Origin of the sequence: Algibacter marinivivus, assembly GCF_003143755.1 — a bacterium.
Lineage (GTDB): Bacteria > Bacteroidota > Bacteroidia > Flavobacteriales > Flavobacteriaceae > Algibacter_B > Algibacter_B marinivivus.
The window spans coordinates 637,760-662,626 of sequence record NZ_QFRI01000001.1 but is presented as its reverse complement, the minus strand read 5'-3'; the positions used below and the strand labels follow the sequence as shown (position 1 = coordinate 662,626).

The 24,867-nt window shown below is 30.8% G+C and carries 25 protein-coding genes; 19 read left to right on the top strand and 6 right to left on the bottom strand.

Features of this window, described 5'->3' with window-relative positions:
* The first annotated feature begins 77 nt into the window (after window positions 1-77).
* Complete coding sequence (locus tag DIS18_RS03130) at window positions 78-680, top strand: hypothetical protein (RefSeq protein WP_109351572.1); 603 nt, start codon at window positions 78-80, stop codon at window positions 678-680.
* Window positions 681-1,040: 360 nt separating this feature from the next.
* Here DIS18_RS03130 and DIS18_RS03125 read toward each other — a convergent pair whose 3' ends face one another.
* Window positions 1,041-3,551 carry a TonB-dependent receptor gene (locus DIS18_RS03125; protein ID WP_109351571.1) on the bottom strand — a complete coding sequence of 837 codons (2,511 nt, stop codon included), beginning with the start codon at window positions 3,549-3,551 and terminating at the stop codon, window positions 1,041-1,043.
* A 189-nt stretch (window positions 3,552-3,740) separates the two neighbouring features.
* On the opposite strand from DIS18_RS03125, the gene DIS18_RS03120 reads away from it, so the two are divergent.
* The 4 genes from DIS18_RS03120 (at window position 3,741) to DIS18_RS03110 (ending at window position 7,884) form a co-directional block, all read left to right on the top strand.
* Window positions 3,741-4,745: a LacI family DNA-binding transcriptional regulator gene (locus DIS18_RS03120; protein WP_109351570.1), complete on the top strand. Its 1,005-nt coding sequence runs from the start codon at window positions 3,741-3,743 to the stop codon at window positions 4,743-4,745.
* 366 nt (window positions 4,746-5,111) lie between these two features.
* Window positions 5,112-5,258: a hypothetical protein gene (locus DIS18_RS14905; protein ID WP_181363977.1), complete on the top strand. Its 147-nt coding sequence runs from the start codon at window positions 5,112-5,114 to the stop codon at window positions 5,256-5,258.
* Window positions 5,259-5,364: 106 nt separating this feature from the next.
* Entirely contained in the window at window positions 5,365-7,200 is a 1,836-nt protein-coding gene (locus DIS18_RS03115) for a tetratricopeptide repeat-containing sensor histidine kinase (RefSeq protein WP_109351569.1), read from the top strand.
* 9 nt (window positions 7,201-7,209) lie between these two features.
* A complete protein-coding gene (locus DIS18_RS03110; protein ID WP_109351568.1) occupies window positions 7,210-7,884 on the top strand; it encodes a helix-turn-helix domain-containing protein in 675 nt (224 codons plus the stop codon).
* Window positions 7,885-8,145: 261 nt separating this feature from the next.
* On the opposite strand, the gene DIS18_RS03105 is transcribed toward DIS18_RS03110, so the two are convergent.
* Entirely contained in the window at window positions 8,146-8,649 is a 504-nt protein-coding gene (locus DIS18_RS03105; protein WP_109351567.1) for a DUF456 domain-containing protein, read from the bottom strand.
* 142 nt (window positions 8,650-8,791) lie between these two features.
* Here DIS18_RS03105 and DIS18_RS03100 point away from each other — a divergent pair, with 142 nt between their 5' ends.
* The 3 genes from DIS18_RS03100 to DIS18_RS03090 all read left to right on the top strand — a co-directional run bounded on the left by DIS18_RS03100 (window position 8,792) and on the right by DIS18_RS03090 (window position 11,365).
* A complete protein-coding gene (locus DIS18_RS03100; protein ID WP_109351566.1) occupies window positions 8,792-9,154 on the top strand; it encodes a BlaI/MecI/CopY family transcriptional regulator in 363 nt (120 codons plus the stop codon).
* A gap of 1 nt (window position 9,155) precedes the next feature.
* Window positions 9,156-10,778, top strand: coding sequence for a M56 family metallopeptidase (locus tag DIS18_RS03095; protein ID WP_109351565.1), 1,623 nt, complete (start codon window positions 9,156-9,158; stop codon window positions 10,776-10,778).
* A 110-nt stretch (window positions 10,779-10,888) separates the two neighbouring features.
* Window positions 10,889-11,365: an energy transducer TonB gene (locus DIS18_RS03090; protein ID WP_109351564.1), complete on the top strand. Its 477-nt coding sequence runs from the start codon at window positions 10,889-10,891 to the stop codon at window positions 11,363-11,365.
* A 138-nt stretch (window positions 11,366-11,503) separates the two neighbouring features.
* On the opposite strand, the gene DIS18_RS03085 is transcribed toward DIS18_RS03090, so the two are convergent.
* From DIS18_RS03085 to DIS18_RS03075, 3 genes are all read right to left on the bottom strand, one after another.
* Window positions 11,504-12,238, bottom strand: coding sequence for a Bax inhibitor-1/YccA family protein (locus tag DIS18_RS03085; RefSeq protein ID WP_109351563.1), 735 nt, complete (start codon window positions 12,236-12,238; stop codon window positions 11,504-11,506).
* Between the two features lie 20 nt (window positions 12,239-12,258).
* Entirely contained in the window at window positions 12,259-13,284 is a 1,026-nt protein-coding gene (locus DIS18_RS03080; protein ID WP_342752125.1) for a glycosyltransferase family 2 protein, read from the bottom strand.
* 101 nt (window positions 13,285-13,385) lie between these two features.
* On the bottom strand, window positions 13,386-14,354 hold the full coding sequence (locus DIS18_RS03075; RefSeq protein ID WP_109351561.1) for a lysylphosphatidylglycerol synthase domain-containing protein: 969 nt from the start codon (window positions 14,352-14,354) through the stop codon (window positions 13,386-13,388).
* 30 nt (window positions 14,355-14,384) lie between these two features.
* Between DIS18_RS03075 and DIS18_RS03070 the strand changes: the two genes are divergently transcribed.
* From DIS18_RS03070 to DIS18_RS03035, 8 genes are all read left to right on the top strand, one after another.
* Window positions 14,385-15,023, top strand: coding sequence for an outer membrane beta-barrel protein (locus tag DIS18_RS03070; RefSeq protein WP_109351560.1), 639 nt, complete (start codon window positions 14,385-14,387; stop codon window positions 15,021-15,023).
* Window positions 15,023-15,577 (top strand): crossover junction endodeoxyribonuclease RuvC, encoded by a 555-nt coding sequence (gene ruvC / locus DIS18_RS03065; protein WP_109352567.1) that lies wholly within the window; start codon window positions 15,023-15,025, stop codon window positions 15,575-15,577. The genes DIS18_RS03070 and ruvC overlap by 1 nt, the downstream gene beginning before the upstream one ends.
* Window positions 15,578-16,711, top strand: a complete 1,134-nt coding sequence (hemW, locus tag DIS18_RS03060) for a radical SAM family heme chaperone HemW (protein WP_109351559.1) — start codon at window positions 15,578-15,580, stop codon at window positions 16,709-16,711.
* Complete coding sequence (locus DIS18_RS03055; RefSeq protein ID WP_109351558.1) at window positions 16,708-17,457, top strand: cyclase family protein; 750 nt, start codon at window positions 16,708-16,710, stop codon at window positions 17,455-17,457. Before hemW ends, DIS18_RS03055 begins: the two co-directional genes overlap by 4 nt.
* On the top strand, window positions 17,458-18,066 hold the full coding sequence (locus tag DIS18_RS03050; protein WP_109351557.1) for a DUF4230 domain-containing protein: 609 nt from the start codon (window positions 17,458-17,460) through the stop codon (window positions 18,064-18,066).
* Window positions 18,066-18,431, top strand: a complete 366-nt coding sequence (locus tag DIS18_RS03045; RefSeq protein ID WP_109351556.1) for an MmcQ/YjbR family DNA-binding protein — start codon at window positions 18,066-18,068, stop codon at window positions 18,429-18,431. The genes DIS18_RS03050 and DIS18_RS03045 overlap by 1 nt, the downstream gene beginning before the upstream one ends.
* A 137-nt stretch (window positions 18,432-18,568) precedes the next feature.
* Window positions 18,569-19,396 (top strand): hypothetical protein, encoded by an 828-nt coding sequence (locus DIS18_RS03040; RefSeq protein ID WP_109351555.1) that lies wholly within the window; start codon window positions 18,569-18,571, stop codon window positions 19,394-19,396.
* A gap of 112 nt (window positions 19,397-19,508) precedes the next feature.
* Window positions 19,509-20,087: a PhnA domain-containing protein gene (locus tag DIS18_RS03035; RefSeq protein ID WP_109352566.1), complete on the top strand. Its 579-nt coding sequence runs from the start codon at window positions 19,509-19,511 to the stop codon at window positions 20,085-20,087.
* Here the strand turns inward: DIS18_RS03035 and DIS18_RS03030 are convergent.
* The gene (locus DIS18_RS03030) at window positions 20,084-20,929 is read right to left on the bottom strand and encodes an AraC family transcriptional regulator (RefSeq protein ID WP_109351554.1); all 846 of its coding nucleotides are present in this window, start codon (window positions 20,927-20,929) and stop codon (window positions 20,084-20,086) included. The genes DIS18_RS03035 and DIS18_RS03030 overlap by 4 nt on opposite strands.
* Window positions 20,930-21,081: 152 nt before the next feature.
* On the opposite strand from DIS18_RS03030, the gene DIS18_RS03025 reads away from it, so the two are divergent.
* The 3 genes from DIS18_RS03025 (at window position 21,082) to DIS18_RS03015 (ending at window position 24,826) form a co-directional block, all read left to right on the top strand.
* On the top strand, window positions 21,082-22,011 hold the full coding sequence (locus tag DIS18_RS03025) for a dihydrodipicolinate synthase family protein (protein WP_109351553.1): 930 nt from the start codon (window positions 21,082-21,084) through the stop codon (window positions 22,009-22,011).
* 195 nt (window positions 22,012-22,206) lie between these two features.
* Complete coding sequence (locus DIS18_RS03020) at window positions 22,207-23,790, top strand: aldehyde dehydrogenase (NADP(+)) (RefSeq protein WP_109351552.1); 1,584 nt, start codon at window positions 22,207-22,209, stop codon at window positions 23,788-23,790.
* A 28-nt stretch (window positions 23,791-23,818) separates the two neighbouring features.
* Window positions 23,819-24,826 (top strand): 4-hydroxyproline epimerase, encoded by a 1,008-nt coding sequence (locus DIS18_RS03015; protein ID WP_109351551.1) that lies wholly within the window; start codon window positions 23,819-23,821, stop codon window positions 24,824-24,826.
* Window positions 24,827-24,867: the final 41 nt, after the last annotated feature.

Here is a 24,867-nt window from a genome sequence, read left to right as displayed (position 1 = left end):
GCATTTCAGCGAAAATATTTTACAATTAGTCTGTGTTGATCTATATTTGGTTTATAAACCTACTTAATACAAATGTTATGAAACGTATAGCTAAAGTTTATCTTTTATGCTTAAGTATATTGGTTTTTGGATGTAATATAGAAAGTGTAGAGCAGTCTAAAAATCAAATTTCTGCAAAAGAAGAATCACCCCAAAAAGAGCAAAATTTTGAATTAGAGGAGAGTAGTAATTCTACAAATACATCTTCTGATGAACATTGTTACTCAGTCAGTCTAATTGCTGGACAGCATTACGATATTGGAAATGTGACTGTTGATATAGATGGTAATATTCTAACAATAACTTATGTTACTAATGGCGATTGGGTTTTAAATGCAACACACTTGCATATTACAAATTGTGAGGAAGATGGCTTCCCAACTACCGGAGCTAACAACCCGAAAATTGGACACTTTGACTACTCGGGTGAGCATGATAATGGCACAACTGAAGTGATTTATACCATTGATATTGGTGATATTACAGGTGAGTTATGTTTTGCTGCACATGCAGAGGTAGATGGTCCATCTGAAGAGACTGCTTGGGCAGAAGGTGAAGATTTTGGCGGTAATAGTTGGGCAATGTATTTTACAGCAGATTTAACAGATTGTGATGGAGGAGGTACACCACCACCTTTTTAGATTAAATAAAAAATTATCAAAAATAGTAAAACCCATTCTTTATAGATTGGGTTTTGTTTTATATTAAACTCAACTAATTTAGTTGAGTCGTTTGATCTATACAAAAAATCTGATGTATGAGTTTAATATTTAACTAATAGAAAGCTTTCCTTTTTCGAGTTATCGAAATTGTGAAGCTTTTTTGTTTTTATTAAAATGATAAACGTAACACATGTTACATAATGTTATTTTTTTGCTGTTAAATTGCATTATAAATTCTTACTAAGAATTGATTTAATTAATAGCGAAAAAGGTTTATATATTACTTATAAACCTTTTGTTTTTTCAGAGATTTTACCTAGATCTATAAATTTATTTTATTTAAAACTCCCGCTTCCCAAACTCACTATCAATAAACTTCGCTTTACTTTTAGTTTTGTTAAACGAGTAAGATAGGTTTAACATAATAACATCTACCTCATAAACATAGTTTGTTGTAGTGAAAAATTCACCAGGTCTGGATGTTGTTATGCGTTGCTCGTTTGTGTCAAGTAAACCCATATCAATATTTTGCCATTGTAAAGTAGCTACTAATTGATTGTTCAAGAAACTCTTTTTGAAACTTAAGTTAGGTGAGTAGAATCTTGAGTCTTTTCCCTGAGCTGTTTGTCTTTCAGATAAATAATTTAAAGTGAATTGAAGTGTAGCAGTATCTGAGAAATTATAAGTACTATTTGCATTTATAGAATATTGCGTTTCATTGCTATCAATTTTCTCACCATTGTAAGCACCATCAATTTCGAAATTATAAATATTAAATCCTATGAAATTACTCCATTTACTAGTTGGTTTTAGTTGTGCGCCTAGTTCTAAACCAAGTGAACGCCCTGTGCCTATATTTGAATAAATACGGTCTAAAACTACATTATCAAAACGAGCATCGTCTGGATCAATTGGAGGGCCACTGTAAATTTGATTCACACGATTTACTAAATTTTCAACATTTCTAAAATAGGCTGTTGCAAAAATAGAGTTGCCTTTGTTGAATTTTTTAGTGATGCCTAATTCAACCAAATCAATAAACTCCGGAAGTAAATTTTTATCACCTTGCTCTAAAGTTTCAGAATGTTCACGTTCTCTAAACGGATTTAATTTAAACGCAGATGGTCTGTCAACGCGCTTGCTATAAGCTACTTTTACGTTTGTTTTATCGCTAAAACTATATTGAACAGAAGCAGATGGAAACAGTTTTTCGTAATTGTAATCTAAAGTTTCTTCAAAAGTACCTGCTTTGTCTGCTAAAATTAATTCTCTGTCTAGTATCTCTAACCGTAAACCTGCAGCATATTCCCATTTATCTTTTTTGCCACTTAATTGTGCATAAGTAGAATGGATGGTTCTTATTAAATCAATATCACTTGAGAATAAATCAACTCTTTCAAAATCATCATTAAAATCAGTTCGTCTTCCGTAAAAGAAATCTCCTCTATTATCTAAAGTTCTAAATTGATAACCTGTTTCTAAAGTTCCAAATGAAAGTGGTTTCCATAAGTAATCTAATTGTCCTCTAAAACCATTTAGTGGATTATCATTGGTGTTAAATTCATCTTGAATTAAACTTTCAGTGTTAGGAAAATCTAAATTTCTATTGGTTGTTGGACCTCCCAATAGCGTATACTCATATAAAAAAGAAGAAGATAATTTTGATTTATTAGCAAAAGTATGTGCGTAATCAATACTTCCTAAAACAAAATCTCCTTTTCTAATTCTTAGGTTTTCGTTGAAGTAAGAAAGTTCAAATATTTTATTGTCTTCATCATCAACTGGGTAGGCTTCGTTATTATAAAGGATATCAGCAGTTCTTGCTTTTTCTCGCTTTCCAGCATAAAACCCTAAAGAGAATTCATTGTTAGAATCAGGTGTAAAATCTAAAGTAAACCTACCTGAAAAGTTTTCTTCATCAAAACTACGCTCACCATCAGAGGGAAAACTAGTAAATACATCATCAACAATCGTCCAAACTTCACCCTCACGTCTACCGCTAATATCTTTTCTTTGGTAATTAGCACCAATGGAGATATTCCATTTCTCTCTTCTTATGTTATAAGTACCATCAATACCGTAACGTTGTGTGTTTTCTTTATTGTCATAATCTTCAATAGAAGGTAAACCAGCACTAACGTTTATTTGAGCAAAGTTTCCGCTTATTCCACCACCCTTTTTTGTAATGATGTTTAAAATACCAGCTTTTCCTTCAGGATCATATTTTGCAGAAGGTGCAGTAATCATTTCAACACGTTCAAGAGCATTTGCAGGTAATTGATTTAAAAGCGTAGAGGCATTTCCTTGAACTGGTTTGCCATCAAGTAGTACAACAAAACCGCTACTACCACGGACACTTATTTCTCCTAAACCATTAACGCTTATAGAAGGCAAATTTTTAATAACATCTGTAGCAGAACCACCTTTAGTGTTTTGAAATGCTTTAGTATTAAATACCTGTCTGTCAATTTTATTGATTACAGTAGCCTTTTCACCTTTTACAACCACAGCATCTAGCTGATTCTTTCCAATAATTAAACTAATAGTGCCTAGTGAAACAAGGCCATTTTTATTTGTTACTTCTATATTATCAACTGTCTTTACTTCATAACCAATAAAAGAAGCTTCCAAATAGTAAGTTCCTTTTTTAATGTTTTGAATAGAAAAAGTTCCATCTTCATTAGTAATAACACCAGTAATCAATTCTTTATTAAGCTTTGAATAGAGTGCAGCAGTGGCATACTCTAGAGGAGCATTTGTATTGACATCAATAATTTTACCTGAAATTTGACTTTGAATAATTTGTGTTCCTATTAGAAGAAATAAAAACGTAGTGATTATATGTTTCATTTAAAAAAGAAAAATTTTATAAATAATTTTTCAAATTTATCTATAAAAAGTATGTGATTTTAGTTTTTAATCAGACTATTTTTTTTGTTTAAGGTTTAATGGAAAAACATAGCTATATGTTAAATAATTCTTATTGGGTGCGTGTAATTTTTGTAAATTGCATAGTTATAAAACTTAGGTGTTACTCGTATGGTTACTTTAAAACAATTAGCAAAAGAATTAAACGTCTCGATATCAACAGTTTCTAAAGCTTTAAATAATAGCGAAGAGATTGGTGAAGATACTGTGAAACGCGTTAAGGAACTTGCAGAATTGTATAATTATAAGCCAAATAAGGTAGCTTTAAGTTTAAAGAATAATAAAACGAAAACCATTGGAGTAATTATTCCAAATATACTTAATAGGTTTTTAGCAAAAGTTCTTTTTGGTATAGAAAGAGAAGCCACAAAACACGGATATAACATAATAACATGCATTTCTAATGAATCTCTTGAGAAAGAAAAAGAGAGCTTACAATTATTAGCTAATGGAAGCGTAGATGGTTTTATATTATCTGTAGCAGAGGAATCTCAAGTTAATAATGAAGTAGAACATTTTAAAAGAACTATTAAACAAGGACTTCCAATAGTTATGTTTGATAGAGTAGCGCATGATGTTATGTGCGATAAAGTTATTGTTGATGATTTTGATGCAACCTACAACGCTACAAAAAGTTTGATAGAAGAAGGCAGAAAGCATATTGTATTTGTTAGTAATATAAATGATATTAGTGTTGGTAAATTAAGAGAGCGTGGTTATAATAAGGCTATTCTAGAGAATGGAAGTATTGAGCCTGCAGTTTTAAAAATAAAAAAGAAAGACGATCACCAAAAGAAAATAAAAACATTTTTCAAGAAAAATAAAAGTGTAGATGCTATTATTGCTGCTGATAGCTCTTCTGGTGTTATTGCTTTAAATACAGCATTAAGTTTTGGTTTAAAAGTACCAAAAGATATATCTGTAATTGGGTTTGCAAGCAAATCAGATTCTAATCATACGCTTCCAAAATTAACTACTATAAGGCAACATGCTAAAGTAATTGGAGCACAAGCAGCAGAATTACTTATTAAAAGAATCCAAAATACTGGTGTTGAAGAGGATGTAAAAACCAAAATAGTAAAAACAAGTTTGGTTAAAAACAATTCTACCTTGTAATCTAAGACATACAAAAGCGGAGCATTTTGCATTTCGTCGATAAAAAAAAGTGCATTTCGTCGAATATTTTACATTTTGTCGAAAAAAATCTAGCTTATTCAAGCGTGGCTTTTATTTTAGCTGTCCTTAGTTGGGCGACCCCTAGTTTATTCCCTAAGTCCGGTTAAGAAAATTAATCCATTTTGACTTTTATAAGTCAGTTCCCTCATTAAAAAAAATATAGAGTCGTTATACATTTTGTATGTATTCGATTTAAGTTAATTATTCCATTTTTCCCTTAGCTAAGATTTTGTTTACAAAGTCCTAGTTCAATATTCTATTCGATAAGAATAGAGAAAACATGTGAAACCTTAAATTCGAATTAATATGAAATTTTTAAAAATTACTTTAATTACTGCATTGTTTTTTGCGTCTCTCACGTCTTGTACAAAACAAGATTTAAATGAAGATGATATACAAGCTGCTCCAGAAAAAACTGAAGTTCCTTCTACAGGTGGTGGTTTAGATGATTAAATCCAGTCTATAATAAGATAAAAAGCCCTTTGTTATATAACAAAGGGCTTTTTTATTTAATTTAAAAAATTATAGATACATTTGATAAATATCAATTTTTTATTCTTTGAGATTTTTTCTTTTTAAAATTTTAATTTTATCATATAGTATCTGGGGTTTTACTCAAGAAATTGATAATTCCTATTTAATAGATTCCATTCAAAAGAATATTCTCAATTCAAAGATTATAGATTCATCATTAATAGCTAATTCTCATTATAGAATTGGAGAACTTTATCGATATGATTTTCAGGCTGATAGTGCTTATTATCATTATCACAAAGCTGAAAAATATTATAAAAATTTAAACAATAAAATCAAGTTAGCTCGTACATTGTATGGTATAGCAGTTATCCAAAAAAACGAGAAAGATATGACAGGAAGCGAACTCACTTCCATAGAAGCCATATCACTTTTAGAGTCTCTCAAAGAAACAAACGAAGTAAAAAAGTACAAATCATTCATATATAATAATTTAGGTTTGGTCTTTGGACAGCTTGAACAGTATGAAGAATCAATATCATATTATAAAAAATCTTTAGATCTAAAAGAAAGATTAAAAGGGAATAATGAAGTTACAATAATTAAATCCAAAAATAATTTAGCACTCTCTTATAAAAATGCAGGGATATATGATTTGGCATTAGAATATTACAGTCAAATTATAAATAAAAAAGATCTAATTAATAATTACCCAGATATATATGCCTTAGTTTTGGATAATTTTGCTCATACTTTATATCTTTCTGGAAAACATAAGGACTTACCTAATCTTTATTTTGACGCACTTAAAGTGACTGATAGTGTAAATCCAAATGGCTATAATTCAATTATTATTAACCAACATTTAGCTGAGTATTTTAATAATATTAAAAATGAAGATTCTGCAAAATATTATGCATACAAAGCTAAAAATATCTCTGAAGAATATCATAACGATGATTTATTAAAATCCTTGCTTTTACTCTCTAAAATAGAAAAAGGAGAAAAAGCTGCAGAACATTTAAAAGCCTATGTAAAACTTAGTGATAGTTTGCAAAAAGCTGAAAGAGCGATTAGAAACAAATTTGCTCGAATCCGTTTTGAAACTAAACAAATAGAGCAAGAAAACATTAAGATATCTAAAGAACGGACGTGGCTGTTAATAATATCTGTGGTAGCAATTTTAGCTTCATTTTTGTTATATCTAGTAATTACTCAAAGAAATAAAAACAAAGAATTACAATTTATTCAAAAACAACAAGAAACTAATGAGGAGATATACAACTTGATGTTATCTCAAAATGAAAGTATTGAGGAAGCAAGAACACTAGAGAAAAAACGAATTTCAGAAGAGCTTCACGATGGTGTTTTAGGTCGCCTATTTGGAACGCGATTAAGCTTAGATAGTTTAAATATGAGTAATAGTGATGAGGCGATCAAAACCAGAAGTCAGTATATAGAAGGACTTAAGACTATTGAAGAAGATATTAGAAAAGTATCACACGAGTTAAATACAGATTTTGTTTCGGGCTCTGGATTTATTGATATTATTAAAACACTAGTAGAAACCCAATCTTTAGCATATAATCTTAACTATGCATTAGAGCATGATGATGATATAAATTGGGATTCAGTAACCAACAAAAAGAAAATTCATATATACAGAATTATTCAAGAAACATTGCATAATATCTATAAGCATGCTAGTGCATCCAAGGTAAATATTAGTTTTAAATCGAAAAATAACGTAATTTGCTTAACAATTGAGGATGATGGTTCTGGTTTTGATGTTAATAAAGCTAAGTCTGGAATAGGCTTAAAAAACATGAATTCTAGAATTAAAGAAATAAACGGTACTTTAAGTATAAATTCAGAAAAAGATATAGGAACAAAAGTTACTATAGAGGCACCAATACCCTAACGCCAAATTATGACTGAAAAAATTAAAATATTGATGATTGATGACCACCCAATGATTATTGAGGGTTATCAAAATACATTATTATTTTCTAAAAAAGACAATCAAGAACTAACTATAGATATTGCAAATAATTGTGATGAAGCCGTTTCTTGTATGGATAAATCTGTTCAAGTTGAAGCACCGTATGATGTATTATTTGTAGATATTAGTTTACCCCCTTCAACAGATGGTACCATGAGTTCTGGTGAAGATCTAGCAGAATATGCGAGAAAGATATTGCCAGAAGCAAAAATTATTATTCTAACGATGTTTAATGAGTCTTTCAGGATTCATAATATCATAAAAACAATCAACCCTGAAGGGTTTATGATTAAAAGTGATTTAACATCCAGTGAATTAGCGAGTGCATTTCAAGCGGTACTCAATAACCCTCCTTTTTATAGCGGAACTGTTAATAGCCATATAAGAAAAGCTATTACAAGTGATATTGTTGTTGATGAAAAGAACAGAAAAATTCTTCACTTACTCTCTCAAGGTGTGAAAACCAAAAATTTAGCTGCGCATTTAGATATCTCTTTGAGCGCTGTTGAGAAGAGAAAAAAACAACTTAGAGAAATTTTTGAAGTCTCAGATGGACAAGATGAAACCTTATTAAATGAAGCCAGAAAAAAAGGTTTTGTTTAGATGAAATATGCTACAGAATAGTACAAAGATGATTTTTTAATAAAAAATCATCTTTTTTTTATGATTCAAAAGCCTTGATATAACTGAAAACTACAATAACACCGTAAAGCGGTTACGGGTTTCCCGCAGTTCAAAGAGAATCCTTATAGTTATCTTTGTAATATCAACACTTCAAAAAATTAATTAATCCCTCAATTTTTTTGTTGATAATAGCAATTTACAAACCCTGTGGAGGTGAGAGACCCACAGGGTTCTTCTTTTTTAAAACTGAAATAATACGTTTCTATAATCCCATAGAATACCAATAAAAAGGCCTAGGTAAATTATAGCGACTACAAACTTTATAAAAGTAGACGTTAAAAAACCTATAAAAGATCCAAAAGCAGCTTTTGTTGCCGTTTTAGTATCGTTTTTATTAATTAGTTCTCCAATTAACGCACCAATAAAAGGGCCAATAATAATACCACCAGGAATAGGAGCTATGAGTCCAACTATAAGACCAATAGTGGTACCAATCATTCCATATTTTGATCCTCCAAAGCGTTTGGTTCCAATAGCAGGAATAATATAATCGAGCACCCAAATAAATATAGCAATAATAAAAGTTATGATTAAAAATGATTTGTCCATAGGAATGGCATCTGTAAAATGAACAACTAAAAGTCCAATCCAACTAGTAAGAGGTCCTGGTAATACAGGTAAAAAACTGCCTATAATACCTAAAAACATAATAAAAGCAGCAATAATGATTAAAATAATATCCATAAAAATGTTTAAGTTATATACTGTTTAGACTAAAAATCATGCCAAATGTTACATTTTTAAACTAAAAAATTAGTTTGAACTAATTTTTTAGTTATATTTGTAAAACTAAAAGTTTAGTTGAATAAATTAATACGTATTAATTATGAAGCAATTTACTAAAGCAGAAGAAGATATTATGCAAATTCTTTGGCGATTAAAGAAAGCCAATGTTAAAGCTATAATTGAAGAATTTCCAGATCCAAAACCAGCCTATAATACAGTATCTACTATTGTTAGAATTTTAGAGGGTAAAGGTTTTGTTGATTATGAAAAAGCAGGTAAAGGGCATGTTTATTTTCCATTAATGGCTAAACAAGATTATAGTAACCAATCTATAAATAAACTGGTTGATAATTATTTTCAAGGTTCATTTAAAAGTATGGTGTCTTTTTTCGTGAAGAAAAATGATATGGATATTAAAGACTTAGAGTCTGTGTTAAAAGAGATTAATAAAAAAGATTCATAGGATGTTATATTATATAATTCAAATTGTTGCGTTTCAAGTTTTCTTTTTAATTGTTTATGATTTGTTCTTGCAGAAAGAGACGTTTTTTAACGTAAACAGAGCTTATTTATTAGGTACTGCAATATTGTCTTTAATACTTCCTGTTATTAAAATAAGTAGTTTAAGAGATATTATTTCTCAAGAGTATGTGGTTAACTTACCTGAAGTTTTTATTGGTAGTTCTCAAGTACTTTCAGGAAATGCTGTTGAATTAAATCAAATGTTAGTAAATCAAAACTCAATTTGGTCGTGGGAGCTATTTCTTTATTTTGGAACAGGATTGGCGCTTATGCTATTCATAATAAAACTATCAAAAATTTTAAGGCTACTTTATAAAAGTCCCAAGCAAAAAAAAGGAAATTTATTTATTGTAAGCCTATTAAATAGTAGTGCCGCTTTTTCATTTCTTAATTGTATTTTTTTAGGAACAGAATTAAAAAAAGAAGAAAGAGAATCTGTTTTAAAGCATGAAATGATTCATGTAGAACAAAAACACACATTAGATTTATTGTTTTTTGAGTTAATGCGAATTTTATTTTGGTTTAACCCTTTGGTATATATGTATCAAAATAGAATGATGTCTCTTCATGAATTTATTGCAGATGACCAAGCCGTAAAAACTCAAAGTAAAAACCAATACTATCAAAACTTATTATCTCAAGTCTTTGAGACTAAAAATATTTCATTTATCAATCCATTTTTTAAAAAATCATTAATCAAAAAACGAATTATTATGTTACAAAAATCAAAATCAAAACAAATTAAACTGTTTAAATACGCGTTATTAATTCCAATGGTATTTGGAATGCTAGTTTATACTTCTTGCATTGAAGCTAAAAATAATAAAGAGACAAGTTATAATATTGAAAAAGAAGTTGAAAAAGAAACCCCACTAATTGAAAAAATAAAAGCTATAAAAAAGCAGATAGAAATTCAAGGTAATTTGAATGATAATGAAGAAAAAGGGCTAAAGCTATTATCAGCAATTGTTAAAGGTGAAAATTTTGATCCAGATTTAGTTAAAGAAGTAACTAATTATACTTCTCAAAAAACAGATTCTGAATTAGTGAAAAAGATATGTATTGTTTTTGAGCAAATTCAAGTTCAAGGACATATAAATGATGATGAGGAGAAAGAATTAAAAAAACTACTTGTTTTAACTAGTGATGATGGTTTTGATGATCCGTTTTTTGCTGATATAATCAAGTATATTGATATTCCTTTTGGAGTTATAGATCAAGTGCCGTTGTTCCCTGGTTGTGAGGATATGCCAGCAGATAAGCAAAAGAAATGTATGGCTATGAATGTTTCAAAACATGTTAATACAAATTTTAATGTGAAGCTTGCTAATGAGTTAAAGTTGACGGGTAGACAACGTATAAACGTTATTTTTAAAATAAATACTGAAGGTGATATTGTAGACGTACGTTCAAGAGCGCCACATCCTGAGTTGGAAAAAGAGGCTATACGTGTTATTAAAACATTACCTAAATTTACTCCAGGTGAGCATAAAGGTAAAAAAGTGAATGTGCCTTACTCATTACCTATTATTTTTGCAATTGAAGAAAATAAGTCTAAAGAATAGATGTTATTTTTAAGCAATATTATTTAAAACCGAAGCTCTAGCTTCGGTTTTTATTTTTTAGACTTTATAGAAGCTAAAAAAATTGTATTTTTCGGCTTCACTTGGTATTCATGAAGTATTCTTTTGTTTTTATTTTTGTTTTGTTATTCACAGCGTGTGACTATTTCAATGTAAAAAAAACATCTTCTGAAGCTATTTTAAAAGAGGAGTTAGAGACTTTTAATTGGAATAATGTTGATGAATATCCTAGTTTTACTATCTGTGATTCTGTTTTAAGTAAAGTAGATAAAAAAGCATGTTTTCAGGAAACTATAACTACTAATATTACAGATTTTTTACAAAAGGAAATGATAGTAGTTTCGCAAGATATTCATGATACTTTAGTTTTAGAATTTCAGGTTTCTAAACAAGGAATGTTGAGGTTGTTGGAGTCTAGGGTTGATTCTGTGACACTCCAAGAAATTCCTAATATAAAAGAACTTCTTAATAGAAGTTTGGATACTTTGCCTAAAATATATCCAGCTATAAAACGCGGACAACAGGTTACTACAGAGTTTAATTTGCCAATAATTATTAGTGTTAATTAGTTTTTAGAGATGTTTTTATGGCTAAATACCAGAGACCTTGGCTGATAGTTACGTTAGGGATTGAACGGCATGTTTGATCCCGATGATAATCGGGAGAGTAGTGAAAGCCTGACCCTTTATGGGTAACGCCCAAATTTTTTAAAAACGAATGGCTAGTTTCCGCATTAATCTTAAAACTTCCATATATAGCCAAACTAAAGTTACTAATAACCCCCAAGTGGCAAGCCACTCTTTGTATTTAGGTGATTTGTTTTTGTGGCGCTCGATGTAGTCAAAATCTAGAAGTAGCGATAAAGAGGCGAAAATGGCTGCGAGTATATTAAATATTATAGCTGGCCATGAGGTGCCCCAGATAAAGACTTTTATACCAAAAAAGCTTAAAATCCAAGAGATGATATATATTACAAAAATACTTGTGGCTGCAGTTATAATAACACTTCGGAGTTTTTTTGTGACTATAATTAAACGTGTTTGATAGAGTAATAACATAACGATGAATGTAACGACAGTAATTCCGATGGCTTGATAGGGTAGGTTTGGAAATTGTGCGTGAGCATAAACCGTCATTGCTCCTAAAAAGAATCCTTTTGCGATGGCGTAAAGCGGTACTAGAATATGTGCCCAGTGTTGGCGAACAGAAATAACAATACTAATAATTATAGCTGCTAGCATACCACCTAAGGAATACCATTTTATTTTAACTCCTTGCTCGTGAAGTCGCCACATGCCTATAGAAATGATTACAATTATGGCTATGGATAACATGGATTTTATGAAAATACCAGTTACCGACATGGTTTTTGATGACGTATTATCATCACCGAAAAAATAATTATTAAATGCTGGGTTTGATGTTTTTTTGAATAAATCCATAGAAGATAAAACTACTAAATTTATTTTTTAAAGTGTCTTCCTTTCCATTTGTAACCTGAAAAGCTTGAAATACAAGCTACATATACGCTAAAAAAAGGATAGACTAGAAATCCAAAAATATAACTTATTAAAACGTTTTTTTGATTAAAAAAAGTAGCCGATTTATAAATTAAAAGAAAATCGATACTAAATTTTATTATGAAAATATAAAAGCAAGTACTATAGTTTATTGCGCCGATACAAGACAATAATAAACTAATAATGATTAAGGCATTCATGATTAAAACTACTAGTCCTGTGAGTTTGCCAAACCAATTATTATAAGCACTAGTTTTTGCAGCCCAACGGATGCGTTGACTAATTAAACTCCTCCAATTTGATTGAGATTCTGTTTTAACTATGGCTTGATTACATTTTAAGTAAGCGACTTGTTTTGGGTGTTTTTTTGCAATTTTCTCCAAGAGAAAAATATCGTCGCCACTTGCAATGTTTGTGTTTTCCTCAAAACCATTTAACGCTTTAAATGTTGATTTTTTATAGGCAAAGTTTGCACCATTGCACAAAAAGGGTTTTTTAATACCAAAACCACCTATAGTTGCACCTTGTAAACTCAACATATCCAGTATTTGGAACCTATTTAAAAACGCGTTCTTTTCTTTATAAGTAACAGGTGCTGCTATAGAAATCACATCATGTTTTTGAATATATTCATCAAAACTATCTAACCAGAATTTTGGTAATTGGCAATCGGCATCTGTTGTAATAATCCAATTGTATTTTGCTTTTTCTATGGCTATGGTTATGGCGTCTTTTTTTGGTGAATTTGTTTTTCTTTCGTTTGAGGTTATTGAAAAATTTGTTTGAGATTTATTGAAAAATTTTTGAATAATCTCAACAGAATCATCTTCAGAATCATCATTAATAAAAATAACTTCAAAAAGATGATTAGGATAATTTAGAGATTTAATGGATTCTAATAAATCTGGTAAATTTTCAGCTTCGTTTCGAAAAGGAATTACAATAGAAAAATTTGTCTTCGAACTCATGTCCTCTAACTTAAAAACTGGGACTTTATCAAATCCAAAAATGAAAATCCCAATTATAAATAGGTAGAGAAGAATTATGATGAAAAATGTAAAAATCATACTTAATCTTCGTGTTTTGGTAAGTTGAAATTAAGCACATAATAACTACCAAAAAAACTTGGTAGCACAAAGTTTAATAGCCACACAATTGTTATTATAGATAGTATAATAAGTTCGTTTATACCTGTAGGGGTAAATAAATATACCGCTACACTGCCTTTGATAATAGCATCAAAAATAAATATTGAAGGTATTATAGACGATAATAAATACATAGATGTAATGATTACCATGGCATCAAAATAATTGAGGTTAGTTTCAAAAATAACTAGTAAGGCATAAAATTGAAATGAAAAAATGAAATATCTAATCATTGAAAATGTAAAGCCTAAAATTAATCTGTTTTTTGAGTATTGAAATATAAAACGTTTAATCTTTTCAACTGAAAACCCTTTAATAGTGAATTTGCTTTTTGTTAATCCAAAACTTAATAAAACAATGGCTAGTACAACAAAAACTAGAAATCGTGCGAGTTTATAATGATTTATTTCAGGATCGTATTTTAAAATATAGAAGCAGAAACCAATGATGCCAAAAACAGTTGTAACTGTCATTTGAAGCATATTGCTCATTAAATTTATTAACATGATGCGTTTACTGAAATTGGATCTGTAATAGATGGCTTTTGCGCCATATTCTCCAATTCGGTTTGGGGTAAATAAAGAAGCAGTTAAAGAACCTAGGCTTTGCTCTAAAGCATTTTTGAATGTTATTTTTTTAATTGAAGAGACTAAAATTTTCCATTTTAAAATTTCGAAAAACCAGTTGAAACCAGTTAAAAACAATAAAAAAAGTATGGTTTTTGTTGAAAAAACGTTGTTTTTTGTCAAAAAATCACTAAAATCGGTAAAGCTTAAAATGTCATTATTTAATAACTTTTGATAGATAAAATAAAAAGCACCAACTACAATGCTTAATTTGATAAGCACAAAAAAGAATTGTTTAGTTTTGTATGGAAGTGCGTAATGCATTGGTGTTGCAAATTAAATTAATATTACCACATGACCTCAAATTTTAAATTGAATACACAATTCTGGTTGGCATTAGCTTTTCTTTTAGTTGGTTTTTCAAGCTTTTCGCAAGGTGATACCAGTACTGTTAAAGCGCAATTTGCTTTGGGGGTAAATAGTCCATCTTCGAATGGATTTGTTGATGATTTTCAAGCAAACTCAATTAATTTTCCAACAATTAACTTGGGCGTACAGTATATGTTTAAACCTCTTTTAGGCGCAAAATTAGATTTTGGCTTTAATCGATTTTCTAATATAGATAATACCCCAGACTTTAAAGTGAATTACTCTCGTATTAACATACAAGTAGTTTATGATGCTTCAATAATTACAAGTTTTTCAGATAGAATGGGAGCTTTTATTCATGTAGGCCCTGGGTTTTCTATGATAAAACCTTTGGGTAATTTCGGAGAAAATAAAACGTCATATTTAAATGCTATGGGCGGTATTGAATTGCATTATGGTATTTCAGATAAGCTTTCTGTTTATTTAGATACCTCTTATATTTTTGGCTTTGGTAAAGATTTTAACCCTGTTTCTGATGGTTTTGGATCGTTTAACGGAGATTTATTAACCATAACTTTTGGCGCATCTATTTCGCTAAGTGGTTGTTATTATTGTGGAGATTAATGCAAAAGGAAAGAATTATTTTAGGGATTGATCCTGGAACAACTATTATGGGTTTTGGACTTATAAAAGTAGTGGGAAAGACGATGCAATTTGTTCAGCTTAATGAACTTGATTTAAAAAAATATAACGACCATTATTTAAAATTGAAACTTATTTTTGAGCGTACTATAGAGCTTATAGATACGCACAACCCAGATGAAATAGCTATTGAAGCACCTTTTTTTGGTAAAAACGTACAAAGTATGTTAAAGTTAGGTCGTGCACAAGGTGTAGCTATGGCAGCAGGTTTGAGCAGAGAAATCCCTATAACAGAATATCTTCCTAAAAAGATTAAAATGGCTATTACAGGTAATGGAAATGCCAGTAAAGAGCAAGTTGCTAAAATGCTACAAAGTTTACTTGGTTTAAAAACATTACCTAAAAATTTAGATGCTACAGATGGTTTAGCTGCAGCGGTTTGCCATTTTTATAATTCTGGTAGAGTTGAAGTTGGTAAGAGTTATTCTGGTTGGAGTGCTTTTGTAAAGCAGAATGAAGGAAGGGTAAAGAAATAAATGGCTGGCATCTATATCCATATACCATTTTGTAAACAAGCATGCTATTATTGCAATTTTCATTTTTCAACATCTTTAAATAAGAAAAGTGAGCTCATTCAATGTTTAGTTAAAGAGTTAGAACTTCGAAAAAATGAATTCAAAAAAGAAACTGTTGAAACTATTTATTTTGGAGGAGGTACCCCTTCATTATTAACCAATGATGAAATATGTGTTTTAATTGATACTGTTTATAATAACTTTAAGGTGGTGAAAAATCCTGAAATCACACTTGAAGCTAATCCTGATGACTTAACTCCTCAACGTTTAAACGAATTAAAAAATACACGAATAAATAGATTAAGCATAGGAGTCCAATCCTTTTTTGAACGAGACTTAAAACTGATGAATCGTGCTCACAATGAAAAAGAAGCTTTAAATTGTTTAGAAGAAGCAACAAAACACTTTCATAATATTTCAATAGATTTAATTTACGGAATCCCAGGATTAACCAATGAAGAATGGCTTGAAAATATAGAAACGGCTCTTTCGTTTAAAGTGCCTCACATATCTTGTTACGCACTAACTGTTGAGCCTAAAACCGCCTTAGAAACATTCATTAAAAAAGGTGTTATTGATAATGTAGATGATGATTTAGCAGAAGAGCAATTTAATATACTTGTAGATAAGTTAGAAGCTTCAGGGTTTATTAATTACGAGCTTTCAAATTTTGGTAAGCCTAATTTTTTTAGTAAAAATAATTCCTCATATTGGCTTGGGAAACCCTATTTGGGTATTGGCCCTTCAGCACATTCTTTTGATGGTGACCATAGAGGTTGGAATGTGTCTAACAATATAAAGTATATTAAAAGTGTACAGAATAATGTTTTACCAATTGAAATTGAAAAGTTGTCTGTAACTGATAAATTCAATGAATATATTATGACTGGCTTGCGAACCATTTGGGGTGTATCGTTAAAGAAAGTTGAAGATGATTTTGGAGAAAGTTATAAAAGATATCTTTTAGATCAGTCAGAAATTTACATTAAGGAACATTTATTGTATATTGAAGAAGACAAATTGCTAACCACAAAAAAAGGCAAATTTTTAAGTGATGGCATAGCTTCAAACCTCTTTAAAATTAATTTATCTTGATTGCAACAATACAATATAATTCTAGAAAACTTCAAGTAGATTTATCAAAGCCATTAGATATATCAATGCCGCTTGTTTCATCAAAGAAAAATGTAAATGCATGGTATATTGATGCTCCAAAAATTGAACCTGTGAGAGACGGCGAGTGGATAGCCTCTGTAAAAGAAGGTGCTGATATTAATTTTAATAATATTCAATTTAATCCTCATGCTCATGGCACACATACCGAATGTGTTGGACATATTACTGATAAGGTACACTCTATCAATAAAAACTTAAAAACGTTTTTTTTTCTGGCAGAAGTAGTTACTGTTGCTCCTGAAAAAGAAGGAGAAGACTATGTTATTTCAAAAAAACAATTACAATTCGCTTTAGGAAATAAAATGCGTGATGCAATTGTTATAAGAACAATACCAAATACTAGAGAAAAATTATCTAAACAATATTCTAATACCAATTGGCCATATTTAAAAGCTGATGCTGTTAAATTTTTAGTTAACAAAGGCATAAAACACCTTTTAATCGACTTGCCAAGTATTGATAGAGAAAGGGACGGAGGTGAGTTAATGGGGCATAATATATTTTGGAATACCAAAGGGCAATTAAGATTAGACTCAACAATTACAGAATTAATATATGTATCAAATAAAATTGAAGATGGTCAGTATTTTTTAAATTTACAAATAGCACCATTTGAGAATGATGCATCACCAAGTAAGCCTGTTTTATATAAAGTTATAAGTTAAATGGAAGTTTTTTTAGTAGCAATTATTGCAATTTTAGTTACCCTAGGAGTTGTAACTGTTTTAAAATCCATAAAGAAAAAACAGCTTGTTAATTCCCAATCTACTATACTCCTAGATAAGATAAAAAAGGTATGTAAGTTTATAACTGTTGAAGGTGATTTTGCAGAAATTTATCATTATGAAGACGTTAAAGAACGCTTTCTAAAACTCATTTCAAGTAAAAAGAAAGCCCTAGTTGTTATAAATGCCAAAGCACATGTTGGTTATGATTTGTCTAAGATAGATTTGCAAGCAGATACAGACAAAAAGAAGATTATTTTAAAACATTTTCCGCAGCCCGAAGTACTTTCTATAGAAACTAACCTAAATTATTATGACAAATCTGATGGCTATTTTAATAAGTTTGAAGCCAATGATTTAACAGGCTTGCATAACGAAGCTAAGCAACACATTCAAGATAAAATACCTGAAAGTGGGCTTATTGAAGTGGCGCAAAAAGAAGCCCTAGAAACCATTTTACTTATAGAAACTATTGTTGAAACTATCGGTTGGAAGTTAGATTATTCAGCTTTAGAAATTGAAAGTTCTGAAACTAAAAAACTTCAGTAGTGGATATTGAACAAATCCGAGAATACTGTTTGAGTAAAAAAGGAACCACTGAGAGTTTTCCTTTTGATGAAGATACTCTTGTGTTTAAAGTGTTAACCAAAATGTTTCTTCTTGCACCATTACGAAAGTGGGATAAAGGAGAATCTACTATAACTTTAAAGTGTAACCCAGAATATACTGAAGAACTCAGAGCACAATATAAAAGTATTTATGCAGGACCATATGTAAGTAATAAGCATTGGAATACCATCAATATTTATGAAGGAGAGCTACAACCCAAACTCATAAAAGCATTAATAGATCATTCTTATGATATGGTTGTAAAAGGTATGACAAAAAAGATGCGAGAATCTTTGTTAAATTAAAACATTGATTATCAATAGTTTTTGATTACATTTATAATCTCTCTAATTCCCTAACACATTTTTAGCATAATCAAAGCCCTTAAATCTTAAAGTAGTATTCAATTAACCAATATATTAACTTTAATTTTTAACAGATTATGAAAACAACCAATCAATTATTTTCAGCAATTGCTATGATGCTATTGCTATTATCAGTTCAATTTACTTTTTCTCAAGAACAACCTCAAAGTCCAGAGTATGTTACTATGACTACCATGCATTGGAGTATGGATAATGATGACTTTACCATGGATGATTGGAAAGCAGTTGAAAAAGAATTTATGGACAAAGTAACTATGAAGAATGAGTATGTTATGGCTGCAGGGTTCTATCTGCATAATATTTCTGCTGATAATTCAGAACTAATCTATGTTCAAGCATACCCAAACTGGAATGCTATTGATTTAGCTGCAAAAAAAGCTGATGAATTGATTGAAGCTGGCTGGCCAGATAAAGCAAAACGAGATGCATTTTTTAAAAAGCAAAGTGCTTTCTATGAAGTTAGGCATTCTGATGAAATTTATGGCACCATGCCTTTTGCTAAACCGTTATCTATAGAAGCAACAAAAGATATGATAGTTCATTTAAGAGTTAGTCATTTTGCATATCCAGAAGATGGTTCTGAAGAAGAATTTATGAAAACGTTTAAAGAATACCATGAAAACGTGACTAATAAAAACGAATACATAAAGGCGTATTATCCTATGGTACATGCTTATGGCTCAGATAAAAGACAATTTGTTGAAGCTACATTTTTAAGCTCAATAGATGATATTAATGATATGTTTGAAAAAGACGGAGAATTATTTAAAGCGCATTGGAGTGATGAGGAGGCAAAAAAGAAAATGAACGAAATAGGTGAAAAGTACTTTACAGGTTTCCATAGTGATGCTGTTTATTCAGTAGTTCCTGAATTAAGAAAATAATATCACAAGTTTTAAATTTAAAAGATCGCCTATGGGCGGTCTTTTTTGTTTAATAAACAAACTTTGTTCAAACCCAAATTTAGGTGTAATATTGCATAGAAACAATACTACTATGAGCGTTTTACAAACATTGCAAGAACGAAGTAATAACTCTTGTGAATTGTGCATATCTACACAAGATTTAAGCCAATACACCATTCCGCCATCATTAAATGAAAACGTTGCAAACGATGTTTTGGTTTGTAAAACCTGTCTAGACCAAATTAATGGAGATAAAGAAATGAATCCCAATCACTGGCGTTGTTTAAATGATAGTATGTGGAGCGAGCACGTTGCAGTTCAAATTATGGCTTGGAGAATATTACAAAGACTCCGTAACGAAGGTTGGCCAAAAGATTTACTAGATATGATGTATTTAGATGATGATGCTATGGCGTTAGCCAGAGCAACGGGAGAAGATAAAGACGAAAGCGAAAAAATCATCCACAGAGATATAAATGGAGTCATCCTAGATAATGGTGATAACGTTGTGCTTGTAAAAGATTTAAAAGTTAAAGGTTCAAGTATGGTAGCAAAACAAGGTACTGCGGTTAGAAATATTCGTTTAGATCGAGAAAATCAAAAATATATTGAAGGAAAAGTTGGTGCACAACAAATTGTGATTATTACAGATTACGTCAAAAAACTTTAAAAACTCAATTTCCTAAACTCAGAAGGGTTACATTGTTTAATAGATTTAAATTGTCTATTAAAGTTAGACATATTATTGAAACCAGCTTGTTCTGCAATTTCAACTATAGATAAATCGTTGTCAGATTCTAATAATTTACAAGCATATTCTATTCGTAATTCATTTAAAAATTGAATGTACGTTTTGTTAGTTCGCTTTTTGAAGTATTTACAAAAAGCATTTTTTGTCATATTAGCCACGTTTGAAATTGTGGTTAATGATATATCAGATTTAAAGTTATTCATTGTGTAATCAAAAACATTACGCATCCTTTGCCCTTCGTTATCTGAATAGGTTTTATCATAAATAAAAGAAGATAAGCTTTTATAATTAGCTTTAGATGTTATTTTTAATATCTGGAGAAGTATTAAAAACCGATTCAACTTTGTGCTTTTTTCTAATTCAAGAAATAATACTTCTATCTGCTTTAGCTTTGTTGAAATTTTAAAACCATGTTTAGCACGTTTAAAAAAAACCAGAACTTCTTTCAGCTCTTCTAGATCAAAAAAAAGAGAACCAAAAGACTCTCGCGTAAAGAACAATGAAATCATGTGGAAATTTGATGAATCATTTTGTTCACTTTTAAAAACATGAGGAACATTACCACCAATTATAATAACATCATTTTTTGTATAATCATTAATTGAGTCTCCAACTACTAAGGTGCCATAACCTTCAACAATATAACTTATTTGAATTTCTTTATGCTGGTGAAGTTTGTCGTAAAAAGAAGTACCAAAGTCAACCTGATAAACAAGAGCATCATCATCAGGTTTAGGGATCTTAAAAGGTAAAACTTTCATGAATGTTGAATTAAAACTTAAAAATACATAAATAATACTCTAAAATTTAAATTAAATAACTTTATTGGATAATATAGTATGTATTATGATTAAAAAACCATGCTTGAAAACAGACTAGCAAGTGTAATTTTACACTATCAAATTTAAAAATTATGAGTATTCAATGGAAAGGCGTAATGCCAGCTGTAACAACCCAATTTACCGAGAATGATGAATTGGATTTACAATTATTTAGAAAAAACATTAATGCACAATTAGATGCAGGAGTTCACGGCATTGTGTTAGGAGGTACACTAGGAGAAGCTAGTACCCTAACAGACGAAGAACGACGAATTCTAACAAGAGAAACTGTTGCCTTGGTTAAAGGCAAAGTCCCTGTATTAATGAATATAGCAGAACAAACAACTAAAGCGGCAATAGGATTAGCTAAAACCGCTGAAGAAGATGGTGCAAAAGCACTAATGATGTTACCACCAATGCGATATAAGGCAAGTGACGAAGAAGTAGTTGCCTATTTCAAAGCCGTTGCAAACAGTACATCATTACCAATAATGATTTACAATAATCCTGTAGATTATAAAATTGAAGTTACTTTAGATATGTTTGAAGAACTTTTAAAAAGTTGCCCAAACATTCAAGCTGTAAAAGAATCCACCAGAGATACTACAAATATTACCAGAATTAAAAACCGTTTTGGAGACAGATTAGCCATTATGTGTGGTGTAGATACCCTAGCGCTAGAAAGTTTGCTTATTGGTGCAGATGGTTGGGTAGCAGGTTTAGTAGATGCTTTTCCTGCTGAAACAGTTGCTATTTACGAGCTTCAAAAAGCAGGCAGAATACAAGAAGCAATTAATATTTACAGGTGGTTTATGCCATTGCTAGAGTTAGATATAAGCACTAAATTAGTCCAGTACATAAAACTAGCATCCGTTTACACAAAAATTGGTTCAGAGCATGTAAGAGCACCAAGACTAGTCCTAGCAGGTAATGAGCGTGAGCAAATAACAAAAATTATTGAAGATGCCTTATCAGTAAGACCAGAATTGCCAGAATATAAAAACCTTAGTGTTTTAGTTTAAATAATTTGGGTGTTACCACGCTTAGTCGTGGTCGGGCTTTACACTATATCTTTTTTGCTTTTAATGGCAAAAAAGGATGCCGTTTCAATCCCTAACACGGGTTGGTCTGCCCAGGCTTGCTTTTTAAATATTAATAGCTAGTTTTGTTTGTAAATTAACTGATATTAAAGTGCAATTAGCACGAATAAATAAAATATGATAAGAGGAAAAAATTGTATTGGGAGCCAATTATCGGCAAAAGGAAATAAAACGTATAAGACGTTCAACCCGCAATTAAATATTGAAAACGAACACGAATTCACTGAAGCAACCCAAGAGGAAATAAATCAAGCAGCAAATTTAGCTACTCAAGCATTTGAAGTATTTAAATCTACATCAGGAGCTAAAAAAGCAGATTTTTTAAATGCCATTGCAGACGAAATTTTGGCATTAGACGATGAGTTGATTAAAACGTATTGCTCTGAAACTGGACTGCCAGAAGGAAGGGCAAAAGGAGAGCGAGGGCGAACCGTTTTTCAACTCCGTACATTTGCTGATTTAGTGTCCGAAGGTTCTTGGGTAGAAGCAACAATTGATACTGCTAAACCAGATAGAGAACCCATGCCAAAAATAGATATTCGTAAAATGCTAACAGCTTTAGGACCAGTAGTTGTTTTTGGAGCAAGTAATTTTCCCTTGGCATATTCAACAGCTGGAGGTGATACAGCAGCAGCTTTGGCAGCTGGATGTCCTGTAATTGTAAAATCTCACCCAATGCATGCAGGAACTGGAGAGTTGGTTGCTTCAGCTATTATTAAAGCAGCTAAAAAAACAGGTATGCCAGAAGGTGTGTTTTCAAACATAAACAGTAGCGGTATAGAAGTAGGTCAGTGGTTAGTTAAACATCCACAAGTAAAAGCAGTTGGTTTTACAGGAAGCATAAAAGGCGGACGTGCCTTATATGATTTAGCATCACAACGTGAAGAGCCTATTCCAGTTTTTGCAGAAATGGGAAGTATAAATCCAGTTGTAATTCTACCCCAAGCTTTAAAAAACAGAAATGAAACTCTCGCCAAAACATACGCAGGTTCTATAACTTTAGGTACAGGGCAATTTTGTACAAATCCAGGCTTGTTATTAGGAATTAAAGGAGATGAGTTAGATGAATTTATTTCAAATTTATCTGATGAGATTATTAAAATAGATCCATCTTGCATGTTACATCCAAATATTCTTAATGCATATAGTAAGAATAAGGAAGTAGCACTTTCTCAATCAGGTTTAAAAGTAGTTGCTAATTATGATGAAAACGTCCAACATAATTATGCAAAACAAACAGTCACTCAAGTAGAAGGAAAAGTGTTTTTAGAAAACACAACTTTGCATCAAGAAGTTTTTGGTCCATACTCAATAGTTGTAGCATGCGATAATGCAGAAGAGTTACAGCAAGTTATTTCAAAATTAGAAGGGCAATTAACAGGAACCATTATAGCTGAAAATAATGAGTTAAATAGCTATAATAATATTATTTCAGCACTACAAAATAGAGTTGGAAGATTAATTTTTAATGGTGTTCCAACAGGAGTAGAAGTGTGTCCTTCTATGGTCCATGGTGGACCATATCCAGCATCTACAGACTCTAGATTTACTGCTGTTGGGATAGATTCAATTAAACGTTGGGTAAGGCCATTGAGTTATCAAAATTGGCCAAATGAATTGCTTCCTGATGAACTAAAAAATGAAAACCCATTAAATATTTCAAGGTTTGTAGATAACCATGAAACAACAAATAAAATTTAATAACATCATTATTTAGTTAGAATAAAGCATGCCTAAATATACTTTCGAATGTATTGATGCACATACTTGTGGAAACCCAGTGCGTGTAATCAAAAAAGGTGGTCCAGAATTAATTGGAAGCACCATGAATGAAAAGCGTCTTCATTTCATGAAAGATTATGATTGGATTAGAACAGGTTTAATGTTTGAACCTCGCGGGCATGATATGATGAGTGGAAGTATTTTATATCCACCTCATAATCCTGAAAACGACTTTGCTATATTATTTATTGAAACGTCTGGATGTTTGCCAATGTGCGGACATGGAACTATTGGAACAATCACAATAGTCATAGAAGAAGGATTAGTAAAACCCAAGATTCCAGGGGAAATTAAAATGGAAACCCCTGCTGGATTAGTGCATATTGAATATGGGAAAACAAATAATAAAGTAGAATGGGTTAAACTAACAAATGTTAAAAGTTATTTAGCTGCTGAAGATTTAACGATTGATTGCCCAGAACTAGGAGACATTACTTTTGATGTTGCCTATGGCGGAAACTATTATGCTATTGTTGATCCACAAAAAAACTTCTCTGGTGTTCATGATTTTACAGCTTCAAAAATTGTTCAATACTCTCAAGTAGTTAGAGATAGAATCAATAAGAAATATCCAAATACATTTATTCATCCAGAGAACCCAACAATTAAAAACGTTACACATATGTTGTGGACTGGAAACCCAATTGACCCAACATCATCTGGAAGAAATGCCGTTTTTTATGGTGACAAAGCTATTGATAGAAGCCCTTGTGGTACAGGTACATCGGCTAGAATTGCACAATTACATGCAAAAGGAAAACTTAAGATAGGAGAAGAGTTTATTCATGAAAGTTTTATTGGGAGTAAATTTATTGGCTGTGTTGAAAAAGAAGTAACTTTAAATGGAAAACCTGCAGTTATTCCAAGTATAAAAGGATGGGCAAGAATATATGGGCACAATACCATTACAATAGATGATGATGATCCTTACGCACATGGTTTTCAGGTGATTTAACTCGGAAAGATAGAATCATTCCGAAGTAGTTTTTTTTAAAT